The 11,420-nt window shown below is 65.8% G+C and carries 8 protein-coding genes and 5 pseudogenes; 3 read left to right on the forward strand and 10 right to left on the reverse strand.

The features are described from left to right. Positions 1-5 precede the first annotated feature (5 nt). Positions 6-1,757, forward strand: coding sequence for a succinate dehydrogenase flavoprotein subunit (gene sdhA / locus AC6CID_RS00765; RefSeq protein ID WP_006550126.1), 1,752 nt, complete (start codon positions 6-8; stop codon positions 1,755-1,757). After that, positions 1,757-2,533, forward strand: coding sequence for a succinate dehydrogenase iron-sulfur subunit (locus AC6CID_RS00770; protein WP_006550125.1), 777 nt, complete (start codon positions 1,757-1,759; stop codon positions 2,531-2,533). The genes sdhA and AC6CID_RS00770 overlap by 1 nt, the downstream gene beginning before the upstream one ends. 114 nt (positions 2,534-2,647) lie before the next feature. Here AC6CID_RS00770 and AC6CID_RS00775 read toward each other — a convergent pair whose 3' ends face one another. The 10 genes and pseudogenes from AC6CID_RS00775 to AC6CID_RS00820 all read right to left on the reverse strand — a co-directional run bounded on the left by AC6CID_RS00775 (position 2,648) and on the right by AC6CID_RS00820 (position 10,401). Then, on the reverse strand, positions 2,648-2,878 hold the full coding sequence (locus tag AC6CID_RS00775) for a LapA family protein (RefSeq protein WP_231414000.1): 231 nt from the start codon (positions 2,876-2,878) through the stop codon (positions 2,648-2,650). Positions 2,879-2,946: 68 nt separating this feature from the next. Beyond that, a complete protein-coding gene (locus AC6CID_RS00780; RefSeq protein ID WP_033097067.1) occupies positions 2,947-3,975 on the reverse strand; it encodes a YhjD/YihY/BrkB family envelope integrity protein in 1,029 nt (342 codons plus the stop codon). Positions 3,976-3,991: 16 nt separating this feature from the next. Beyond that, on the reverse strand, positions 3,992-5,032 hold the full coding sequence (gene trpS / locus AC6CID_RS00785) for a tryptophan--tRNA ligase (protein WP_026061260.1): 1,041 nt from the start codon (positions 5,030-5,032) through the stop codon (positions 3,992-3,994). A 75-nt stretch (positions 5,033-5,107) separates the two neighbouring features. Further along, entirely contained in the window at positions 5,108-5,911 is an 804-nt protein-coding gene (locus tag AC6CID_RS00790) for an exodeoxyribonuclease III (protein WP_019288552.1), read from the reverse strand. A gap of 150 nt (positions 5,912-6,061) precedes the next feature. Then, positions 6,062-6,322, reverse strand: coding sequence for an IS3 family transposase (locus tag AC6CID_RS00795; RefSeq protein ID WP_052227244.1), 261 nt, complete (start codon positions 6,320-6,322; stop codon positions 6,062-6,064). Positions 6,323-6,473: 151 nt separating this feature from the next. Beyond that, positions 6,474-6,797, reverse strand: a pseudogene (locus AC6CID_RS00800) (hypothetical protein); the annotation flags it as partial. After that, positions 6,763-6,858: pseudogene (locus AC6CID_RS00805) on the reverse strand (tyrosine-protein phosphatase); the annotation flags it as partial. The pseudogenes AC6CID_RS00805 and AC6CID_RS00800, both read right to left, overlap by 35 nt. Positions 6,859-6,924: 66 nt before the next feature. Then, positions 6,925-8,304, reverse strand: coding sequence for a glutamate decarboxylase (gene gad / locus AC6CID_RS00810; RefSeq protein ID WP_064060921.1), 1,380 nt, complete (start codon positions 8,302-8,304; stop codon positions 6,925-6,927). 75 nt (positions 8,305-8,379) lie between these two features. Continuing rightward, a pseudogene (locus AC6CID_RS00815) lies at positions 8,380-8,634 on the reverse strand (hypothetical protein); the annotation flags it as partial. Between the two features lie 483 nt (positions 8,635-9,117). Beyond that, positions 9,118-10,401: pseudogene (locus AC6CID_RS00820) on the reverse strand (metal-dependent hydrolase family protein). 167 nt (positions 10,402-10,568) lie between these two features. Between AC6CID_RS00820 and AC6CID_RS00825 the strand changes: the two are divergent. Continuing rightward, positions 10,569-11,208, forward strand: a pseudogene (locus tag AC6CID_RS00825) (hypothetical protein). The last annotated feature ends 212 nt before the right edge of the window (positions 11,209-11,420 follow it).

The raw sequence follows: 11,420 nt of genomic DNA on the forward strand, positions 1-11,420 counted from the left end.
CCTTCATGCAGGAACATCGTTACGACGTAGTCATCGTCGGCGCCGGCGGCGCCGGCATGCGTGCGGCCATCGAAGCCGGCCCGCGTGCGCGCACCGCAGTGCTCACGAAGCTCTACCCCACCCGCAGCCACACCGGCGCCGCTCAGGGTGGCATGTGCGCCGCCCTCGCGAACGTCGAAGAGGACAACTGGGAGTGGCACACCTTCGACACCGTCAAGGGTGGCGACTACCTGGTCGACCAGGACGCTGCGGAGATCATGGCCAAGGAGGCCATCGACGCCGTTCTCGACCTCGAGAAGATGGGTCTTCCGTTCAACCGGACGCCCGAGGGCAAGATCGACCAGCGTCGCTTCGGTGGTCACACCCGCGACCACGGTAAGGCCCCGGTCCGTCGCGCGTGCTACGCCGCAGACCGCACTGGCCACATGATTCTGCAGACGCTGTACCAGAACTGCGTCAAGCACGACGTCGAGTTCTTCAACGAGTTCTACGCACTCGACATCACCCTCACCGAGACCGAGAACGGTCCCGTCGCGACGGGTGTCATCGCGTACGAGCTCGCGACCGGCGAGATCCACGTCTTCCACGCCAAGGCCATCGTCTTCGCGACGGGCGGCTCGGGCCGTATGTACAAGACGACGTCGAACGCCCACACCCTCACCGGTGACGGCCTCGGCATCATCTTCCGCAAGGGCCTCCCGCTCGAGGACATGGAGTTCCACCAGTTCCATCCGACGGGCCTGGCCGGTCTCGGCATCCTCATCTCGGAGGCCGTGCGCGGTGAGGGCGGCATCCTCCGCAACGCCGACGGCGAGCGGTTCATGGAGCGCTACGCCCCCACCATCAAGGACCTCGCGCCCCGCGACATCGTCGCCCGCTCGATGGTGCTCGAGGTGCTCGAGGGTCGCGGCGCCGGACCGAACAAGGATTACGTCTACATCGACGTGACCCACCTCGGCGAGGACGTCCTCGAGGAGAAGCTCCCCGACATCACCGAGTTCTCCCGCACCTACCTCGGTGTCGACCCCGTCACCGAGCTCGTGCCCGTGTTCCCGACCTGCCACTACGTCATGGGCGGTATCCCGACCAACGTCGACGGCGAGGTCCTCCGCGACAACGAGAACGTCGTGCCCGGCCTGTACGCGGCCGGCGAGTGCGCGTGCGTGTCCGTCCACGGCGCCAACCGTCTCGGCACCAACTCGCTGCTCGACATCAACGTCTTCGGTCGTCGCGCCGGCATCGCCGCCGCGGAGTACGCCAACAGCACGAAGCACGTCGAGATGCCCGAGCAGCCGACGAAGTACGTCGACGACTGGCTCGATCTGATCCTGCACCAGGGCGGCAAGGAGCGGGTGGCCGACATCCGCACCGAGCTGCAGCAGACGATGGACAACAACGCGTCGGTGTTCCGCACCGAGGAGACGTTGACGCAGGCGCTCAACGACATCCACGAGCTGAAGAAGCGCTACAAGGAGATCACGGTCCACGACAAGGGCAAGCGCTACAACAGCGACCTGCTCGAGGCGCTGGAGCTCGGCTTCCTCCTCGAGATGGCCGAGGTCACCGTCGTCGGCGCGCTGAACCGCAAGGAATCGCGTGGCGGACACGCCCGCGAGGACTACCCGAAGCGCGACGACGAGAACTTCCTCAAGCACACCATGGCGTACAAGGTGGGCGAGGAACTGATCTCCGACATTCGCCTGGACTACAAGCCGGTGGTCCAGACCCGGTACGAGCCCATGGAGCGTAAGTACTGATGACAACCATCGAGAAGACCGACACGGGCGCGTCGACACTGCCACCCGTGCCCGAGGGCGCGACGATGGTCACCCTCAAGATCGCCCGGTTCAACCCGGAGGACGACAAGGGTCAGCACTGGGATTCGTTCCAGGTGCCGGCGCTGCCGTCCGACCGTCTGCTCAACCTGTTGGGCTACGTCAAGGGTTACCTCGACGGCACGCTCACTTTCCGTCGCAGCTGCGCCCACGGCGTGTGCGGCTCGGACGCGATGCGTGTCAACGGCGTCAACCGTCTCGCCTGCAAGATCCTCATGAAGGACATGCTGGACAAGAACGGCAAGGACGTCACGATCACGATCGAGCCGATCCGTGGCCTTCCGGTCGAGAAGGACCTCGTCGTCGACATGGAACCCTTCTTCGACGCCTACCGCGCCGTGAAGCCGTTCCTCATCGCCTCCGGCAACGAGCCGACCCGCGAGCGTATCCAGTCGCAGGCCGACCGTGCCCGGTTCGACGACACCACCAAGTGCATCCTGTGCGCGTGCTGCACCACCTCGTGCCCGGTGTATTGGAGCGACGGCAGCTACTTCGGTCCCGCCGCGATCGTCAACGCGCACCGGTTCATCTTCGATTCGCGTGACGAGGGTGCCTCCGAGCGGCTGGACATCCTCAACGACAAGGAAGGCGTGTGGCGCTGCCGCACCACCTTCAACTGCACCGACGCGTGCCCCCGTGGCATCCAGGTGACGAAGGCGATCCAGGAGGTCAAGCGCGCGCTCATGTTCGCTCGCTGATCACCTCGCACGACAGCAGGTCCGTCCCTTCGGGGACGGGCCTGCTGTCGTCGGTGCCCACTCCGCTGTGCCCACTCCCCTGTGCTCCGTTGCCGGTGGCCGCACCGATGCGGATCAGCGTCCGCGTGCGAACAGGAAGCCCGCGACCCACCCGACCGCGAAGATGATGACGAGCACCAGCCACAGCGGTGCCTGCAGCGAGATCCAGAAGAGGTCGATGCTCGTACTGTTGCGGTTCTGGAGAACGAACAGCGCAGCGAGCAGGACCAGGACGGCCGCGAGCGCTCTGCGCGGAGTCACCCGGAACGCGCGTTGGGGCGCGGCGGATCGCGTCTGTTTTGCCACGCCTCCATCGTCGCCCGTCCGCGGCACGATCGGCACCCCCGAACCGAGTTTTCACCCCGGGAGTTCGCTCATTTCCTCCGGAAGCGCAGCCCGGCGAGGAGTCCACCGACCAGGCCCGCACCGAGGATTGCGGCGCCGCGGCGCGCGTCGAGACCCTCGTGCACCTCGAGGCGAGGCGTGATGACCGCCCCTGTGGGCGCGGGATGGTGTGCGAGTGCGAGGCTCGCTCGGGACGTCGCTGCGAACGCGGTGCAGAAGAGCACCAGGCGGGCCGTGAGGTTACCGAACACGAGGATGCCGAGGATCGGGCCGAAGGCGACGCCCGCCGGGCCGTTGAGCACACGTTCGAGGTAGATCGAACCCGTCTGCTTGAGCAGTTCGAAACCGATCCCGGCGATCGCACCCGCGACGAGCGCGCTGCGGAACGGAACGGGTTCGCGGGGCAGGCGAGCGATCACCCAGGTGAACACCAGACCGGTGGCGGCAGTGGCCGCCACCAGAGCCAGAATTCGCAGACCCACGCCGATGCCGACGAGATTCTCCATGTTGAGCAGCTCGACGATCCTGCGCGCGATCGGCCCGCTGCTCAGCGCCGAGAGCCCCAACGACACGGTCATCGCGAGTCCGAGACTGAGAAGTGCGCCCCCGTCGCGCAACTTCACTACGAGGAAGTTGCCCTTGTCGCGCGGGTGCTCCCACATGGCGGTGAGGGCTTCGCGAAGATTCGTGATCCAGCCCAGACCGGCATACGAGGCGGTGAGCAGGCCGATGAGGCCGACCGCGCCGCGGGATTCGATCGCCGAGTCGATCAGGCTCTGCACGGTGCCGCCGAGCTGACCGGGAATGTTCTCGGAGATGATCTGCCGGATCTGGTCGAGCAGTTCGGGTCGCCCGGCGAGCACGAAACCGGCCAGAGAGAACACGACCATGATGATCGGGACGATCGCCAGCACCGTGAAGTAGGTCAGGCCGGCCGCGTAGTAGTCGCCCTTGTTCTCCTGGTACCGCACCCCGGCCCGAAGGACGCGGTCGAGCACCGGATGGGCCGCGCGTTGACGTTCGAGAAACCCCGGCTTCTCGTCGGGTTCGCCGGCCATCCGGGTGCTCCTTCGTCTAGGTCCGCGGCAGGAAACCCACCTTGTCATAGACCTGCGCCAAGGTGCGGGATGCGACCTCGCGAGCGCGGTCCGCGCCGCCCGCGAGAATGCGGTTCAGTTCGGCCGGGTCGGCCAGGTACTCGTCGACCTTGGTGCGGATCGGGGTGACGAACTCGGTGAGGACCTCTGCGGTGTCGGCCTTCAGATCGCCGTAACCCTTGCCCTCGTAGCCGGCGACGAGTTCGTCGATGCTGCGACCCGACAGCGCCGACTGGATGGTGAGCAGGTTCGACACTCCGGGCTTGTTCTCGCGGTCGAAACGGATCTCACGCTCGTTGTCGGTCACCGCGGAGCGGATCTTCTTCGCCGAGACCTTCGGATCGTCGAGCAGGTTGATCAGGCCCGCGTCGGTCGCCGCGGACTTGCTCATCTTCGACGTCGGATCCTGCAGGTCGTAGATCTTCGCGGTCTCCTTCACGATCGTCGGCTCGGGGACGACGAAGGTCTTGCCGAAGCGGGAGTTGAAGCGCTGCGCGAGATCTCGCGTGAGTTCGAGGTGCTGACGCTGGTCCTCCCCCACCGGCACGTGGCTCGCGCGGTAGAGCAGGATGTCGGCGGCCATGAGGATCGGATAGGTGAACAGGCCGACGCCGGCGTGCTCGGTGCCCTGCTTGGCCGACTTGTCCTTGAACTGCGTCATCCGGCTGGCCTCACCGAAACCGGTGATGCAGCTCAGGACCCAGGCGAGCTCGGCGTGCTCGGGCACCTGGCTCTGCACGAACAGCACGGACTTCTCCGGATCGATACCGATCGCGAGCAACTGCGCCACGGAGACGAGCACTCGCTTGCGCAGCAGCTTCGGCTCGTGCGGAACGGTGATCGCGTGCAGATCGGGGATGAAGTAGAAGGCGTCGTTCTCGTCCTGCGCCGGAACCCACTGCGCCAGTGCCCCGAGGAAGTTCCCGAGGTGGAACGAATCCGAGGTGGGCTGGATGCCGGACAGCACACGGGGGCGGGCCTTCGGCTTCGTGGCGTTCTGTTCTGCAGTGCTCGACATGCCGTCGATGATTCCACGCAGGCCACGCCGCGCTGCGACCGAGGTGGGCACTTCTGCGCCGATCCGCAGAAGCGGTCAGCGATCGAAGGTCACGGTCACCGGTGCATGGTCGGACCAGCGCTGGTCGTAGCTCGCTGCGCGTTCGACGCGGGCCTCGCTCGCGCGGGCCGCCAGGCCCGGGGTCACGAGGTGGTAGTCGATGCGCCAGCCTGCGTCGGTGTCGAATGCCTTGCCGCGGTACGACCACCACGAATAGGGGCCCGCGACGTCGCCGTGGAGGTCGCGCACCACGTCGCGCCAGCCGGTCTCGAGGAGGTCGCCGACCCACGCGCGCTCCTCGGGCAGGAAGCCGGACTTCTTGACGTTGCCCTTCCAGTTCTTGATGTCTCGCTCGGTAGGGGCGATGTTCCAGTCGCCGCACACCACCATGTCGCGACCTGCGGCCGTCACCGCGGCGTACCGTTCGGCGAGGTAGGTCGCGAAGCTCTTCATGAAGTGTTCCTTCTCGTCCTGCTTCGGCGTCTGTGCTTCACCGGTCGGCAGGTAGAGGCTTCCCACCGTGACGTCGCCGAAGTCGGCCTCGATGTAGCGGCCGGCCGAGGCGAACTCGTCGACGTCGAATCCGACGCGGACGGCGTCCGCCGGGACACGCGAGAGGATCGCCACCCCGGCGCGGCCCTTGGCCGAGGACTCTGCGCCGACACAGTGCCATCCGGCCTCCAGCGCCGGGGCGATCGCGGCGTGGAACTGCTTCTCGGTGGCCCGCACCTCCTGCAGGCACACGATGTCGGCGGCCGACGAGGCGAGCCAGTCGACGAGACCCTTGGCTGCGGCTGCGCGCACGCCGTTGACGTTCACGGTGGTGATCACGAGAGGCACCGGGTCACCGTAGCCGACGCCGGCGATGCCACTGCTCCACCGTGGAAGGAGCCTGCCGTGAGAGTGGCTCACCCCACGACCGCGAGTTCCACAAGACGGAACACATTCACCAATTTCTCTCATTCAGCGGAACGTCCCGAGAGTATTAAACTAGGTGAAGTCGGTGACCCACTTCCGGTTCGGCACCTCGGCGGTGAAGTCACGATCGACCAGGTCAGGCGCCCGATCTGCCTTCCGGCCGCCGGGGATCGTAGTCCGATCCCGGCGCCCACGAGTCACACCGGACAGGCCCTCGTCGCGCATCAACCGATCCACCGTGTGCTTGCCGACCTCGTGGCCCTGGTTGCGCAGGTGCACGGTCATCTTGCGGCGCCCGTACAGCCCCTCCGCGGCGCCGACGGTGCCGAGCAATGCATTCGTGACATGCGCGTCGGCGACGGTCCGTTCCGACGGCGGAGCGGTTTTCCAGTTCCGGTACGTGCGTGGGGCGACCTTGACGGGCCGCTGCCGCCCAACCGGTCCGGTCCTTGCCCGTCGTGCAGTGGATGAGCGCCGGCCGTACCTCGGGGTCGGCGAGCGCGGTGTACAGATGCCGGTATGCGGCCAGTGCGCTGTCGGATCCGACTATGTCGCGGTAACTTTCGGCGAGTAGCTGTTCCGCCCGTCCGTCGGGGCGTCGGCGAGCACGTCGACCACCACGTGAGCGGTGCCCTCGGGAAGTCGGTCCGGCTGCGCCGCCCGCTCCATCTCCGTGCGCAGGTCGAACACGGTGTGCACGCCGAGCGCAGCGACGCGGCGACACCGACGTCGCTGAGGCGGTTGAGTTCGACCGAGCGGTACAGGGCACCCCGACGAACGTGGCTGCCGTCGGAGACCGGCCATCCACCGATGTCGCGGAGATTCGGCAGGCCGTCTATCACGATGAGTTCGCCGGCGGCGCGTTTCACGTTGCGTCTCGCAATCTGTCGGGATCGGTCGTGGGGAAGCCGGGACCGCGGCTTCCCCCACGACGGTCAGTGGGCGAAGTGCGTCTTCGCCGGTCGATCGGTGTTCTTGCCTCGCAGCTCCCCGGTCACGCTGTCGAGGGCGTCCGCCAGCTTGGCGGCCAGGTCGCGACTGAAGCCTTCGCGCAGCACGATCCGCAGAACCGCGACGTCCTCGGCATCCGCGGGCATCGTGTAGGCCGGGACCTGGAATCCGCGGGCGCGCAGTTCGTGTGAGACGTCGAAGACGGTGAATCCCGGGTCGTCGACGATTTCGAAAGACAGAACGGGAATGGCGGTGCCGTCGGTGATGACATGCATGTTGTCGATCTTGGAGATCCGTTCGGAGAGCATCAGTGCGGTGTCGCGCAGGGACTCCATGATCGCGGTGTAGCCGGCGACACCGAGTCGGATGAAGTTGTAGTACTGGCCGACGACCTGGTTTCCGGGGCGCGAGAAGTTGAGGGTGAACGTCGGCATGTCTCCGCCGAGGTAGTTGACCCGGAACACCAGGTCCTCGGGCAGGTGCTCCTTCGAGCGCCAGACGACGAATCCGATGCCCGGGTAGGTCATGCCGTACTTGTGGCCGCTGACGTTGATCGACACCACACGGGGAATCCGGAAGTCCCACTGCAGTTCCGGGTGCAGGAACGGAACCACGAAGCCACCACTCGCCGCGTCCACGTGCACCGGGACGTCGGGCCCGCCTGCGGCGGCGATCTCGTCCAGCGCCTCGGCGATCTCGGCGACGGGTTCGAGCTCCCCGGTGAAGGTGGTGCCGAGGATCGCGACGACACCGATGGTGTTCTCGTCGACTGCATCCCGGACCTGTTCCGGGGTGATGACGTAGCGCCCCTTCTCCATGGGCAGGTACTTCGGTTCGACGTCGAAGTAGCGGCAGAACTTCTCCCACACGACCTGTACGTTGCTGCCGAGGATGAGGTTCGGACGGGTGGCGTCCTCTCCCGCCTCCTGACGCTTCTGCCGCCACTGCCACTTCAGGGCCAGACCTGCGAGCATCACCGCCTCGGACGATCCCACGGTCGACACACCGGTTGCCGACGCGGGATCGGCGGTGAGGTTCTCCGCGTGGAACAGGTCGGCCACCATGTTCACGCAGCGGGTCTCGATCTCCGCGGTGGCCGGGTACTCGTCCTTGTCGATCATGTTCTTGTCGAAGGTCTCGGCCATCAGACGATCGGCCTGCGGGTCCATCCAGGTGGTGACGAACGTGGCCAGGTTCAGCCGTGAACTGCCGTCGAGCATCAGCTCGTCGTGAATGAACCGGTAGGCCGCCTCGGGGTCGGTTTCGGACTTCGGAAGGCGGAGCGCGGGGACCGGGTCGGTCCCGAGCCGTCCGGTGTATGCCGGGGCGAGAGTCTCCGCGGGGGCCGAGTTGCGTTCTGACATCTGTTCCTCCACCGGGTCGAACGGACGATCCTTGGCGTGTACGGGTCGAGCGGGGGGTGGCCGGTTCGGGGTGGATCAGACCTCGATCGGGGGGTAGAGGCGTTCCATCGTGTAGCGGCGGTTGCGTCGCACGGACACGGCGCTGGCCGTGAGCGTGACGAGGAGGATGCCGGTGAGTACCGCGATCGCGATCCGCAGCCTGGAGTCGACGTGACCGGCGACGGTGGGCTGCCGGAGCCCGTTCACCGTGTAGGTCATCGGGTCGAACGGGTGGATGCACTGGAATGGTTTCGCGGTGGTCGGCACCGGATAGATGCCGCCGGCCCGGATTCCTTCACCCGGGGCACCATCCGGTACCACGGGGAATCCCCAGCGCAGCTGTTCTGTGACCAGGTAGCGGACGGTGACGGACGGCTGTACTTCTTCGAGTTCGTTCACGCACGCGATCGACGACTGCGCGAACACCGTCGTCTGCTTGTCGTTGCCGAGGACGGTCAACGAACCGGCATTGAGTCGCATCCGGCCGCACAGTGCCATCAGCAGTGCGGTTCGGACTGCACCGGCCTGGGCGGCGATGACGCTGACCCCGCCGAGGTCGATGTCGAGGTCGAGTGGGCCGAACACGTGCCCCCACGGCCCGTGCAGTTCGATGCTGCGGGCTGATACCAGGGTTCCTGCGGTGTTCGTGACGATTGGCGGCGGTGGCTGCCAACTCTCGGACTGCATGTCGACCAACTCGACCTCCGGATTCGGGTACAACGCACTGACCGATTCCGGCCACGTCACCCGGAATCGGATGTCTGTTAACGTGCGCTACTGGAGAAGGTTCTTGACCACGTTGCCGTTCTTGACGATGACGGAGAGGTGTTTCGCGGGGTCGGCCAGCAAGCTGAGATCTTCGAGTGGATTGCCGTCGACCAGCAGGACGTCCGCCCACGCGCCCTCGGCGATCACCCCGAACGGGGCCTGCCGGTACGGATCTCGCTCGCCGGCGAGCCGGAACAATTCGGCGTTGCCCGAGGTGAGCATCCGGAGGGCGTCGGCGTTGCTGTAGTGATCGCCGAGGCGTGCTGCCATCTCACTCTGCCGGTGCGCAAGCTGAGGTTCGAGCAGGAGATCAGTGCCCCATGCGGTCTTGACGCCGTGCTTGCGCGCCCACTCGTATACGTTGTCCGTTCCCGAGCAGATCTCCTTGTCCTTGTCGGCTCGGTTCGGATCCGGGTAGTGGTGATCTCCCAACGCGAACGGCTGCATCGACAGCCAGACATCCTTCTCCGCCAGCAGGGCGATGGTCTCCTCGTCGGCGAGGTGGCCATGCTCGATCGACTTCACCCCTGCCGCGACCGCCCGGCGGATGCCCGTGACGTTGTAGACGTGCGTGGCGACGTAGGTTCCGTAGTCGGTGGCGGCGTGCACAGCCGCACGAAGTTCGGGATCGGTGAACTGGACGGTGTAGAGCGGGTCGTACATGGACGCGGCACCACCGCCGACCATCACCTTGATCTGGGATGCGCCCTTCTTGAGCTGCTCACGGACGGCGGCGAGGACGCGATCCGGCCCGTCAGCCACCCGCATGAACCCGATTTCCTCTGCGCGACTTTGATTTCCGCCGAGCGCTGTCGGACACTCGTAGACGAATCCGAAGTCGCCGTGCCCGCCGGTCTAGGAGATCGCGGCCTGCGACGGATAGATGCGAGGTCCCTCGAAGAGTCCGCGGTCGATCACCGACTTGATACTCCCGGTGTCGCCGGCCATGTCGCGCACCGCGGTGAATCCGCGGTGCAGCATGTTCTTGGCTTCGGCGAGACCGTTGAGTGCGATGTGGGATTCGGTTCCCGCCACCATGTCGACGTAGGAGTTGGCATTTCCGACCAGATGCACGTGGGCGTCACTCATGCCCGGCATCAGGACACGATTTCCACCGTCGATGACGATGGTTTCCCGGCTCGGATCTTCGCCGACAGGGGAGCTGGACACCCCCGCGATGGTCGCCCCGTCGATCAGGACGTCACCGGTGACGAGTGACGGCGACACGCCGTCGTATACACGAACGTTACGGAACAGCAAACGAGTACCAGCGTCCGATTTGGGTGGCATGGGCCGACCGTAACACCGAGGAAGCCGTCCTGCTCGCCACGGCGCGGGCAACCCGTTCCGTGTCGACCCGAGGGGCGCGATTCGTCGAATCACACGAGGTTGTCGTGTCGACAAATGGACCGAGTGTCGTGCTGAAAGTATCTGGGATTCTAACTATCATGCGGCGCATGTTGATTCACCGGACACTGCGAATGCAGTCCTGGGGCTTCGTGATCGGCTCCGCCCTCTTCGCGCTCGGTTCGGCGCCGTATCTGTCTGCTGTCTTCGGGGGTCATGCTCGCGAACGTCTTCTTCTTCGCGGGATCCTGGTTCTTCACCGCAGCCGCGTTCCTACAGCTAACGTTGAGTCAACCGGCCACCGTCGTCGACGCCGGCCGTCCCGCGGTCCGCGCGCTGTGGCTGGCTGCCGCAGTCCAGCTACTCGGGACGATCCTGTTCAACATCAGCACCGGCTCCGCACTCCACGCCCACACCGTGAAAGGGGAGATGCACCTGGTCTGGAATCCGAACGCGGAAGGCTCCATCGCCTTCCTCGTTTCAAGCGCCCTCGCCGTACTCATTCTGTTCAGAGCCGGAACCTACTGGGCACCGAAGTCGAGGGACTGGCAGAGCGTCTGGCTCAACACCCTCGGTTCGATCGCGTTCGGCATCTCCGCAGTCGGAGCATTCGTCCTGCACCACGGGACCTCGCTCGACCCCAACTTGGCCAACGTGGGCACGTTCGTCGGCGCAGTGTGCTTCCTCCTGGCGTCTGCAGTCTTCCTCGGTCGCAGGAAATCGGCGCCGGAGCCGCTCCCGGTGTCGTGATTCCGCGGTGTCCATCCCGCTTCCGCCGCGACAGTGTTCGCCGAGCGATCATCGAGGCGACCGCAGACGTGCCCGGCAAGTACCCGTTCGAGACAACCAATCAGGCCGCACACGCGGCCTGAACCGCTCAACCCCACGAGTCAACTGAAGTGGGGGAAGTCCCTTATCCACGGTGCGATCCATGAATGCCCATACAGCTAAGCGGGGAAAGT

This window comes from Rhodococcus sp. GQ147 (assembly GCF_059759155.1).

Excerpts from the sequence above, each read along its gene's own strand:
- sdhA (WP_006550126.1), top strand. The coding sequence starts at position 6 with ATGCAGGAACATCGTTACGACGTAGTCATCGTCGGCGCCGGCGGCGCC.
- AC6CID_RS00770 (WP_006550125.1), top strand. The coding sequence starts at position 1,757 with ATGACAACCATCGAGAAGACCGACACGGGCGCGTCGACACTGCCACCC.
- AC6CID_RS00780 (WP_033097067.1), bottom strand. The coding sequence starts at position 3,975 with ATGGCCGGCGAACCCGACGAGAAGCCGGGGTTTCTCGAACGTCAACGC.
- trpS (WP_026061260.1), bottom strand. The coding sequence starts at position 5,032 with ATGTCGAGCACTGCAGAACAGAACGCCACGAAGCCGAAGGCCCGCCCC.
- gad (WP_064060921.1), bottom strand. The coding sequence starts at position 8,304 with ATGTCAGAACGCAACTCGGCCCCCGCGGAGACTCTCGCCCCGGCATAC.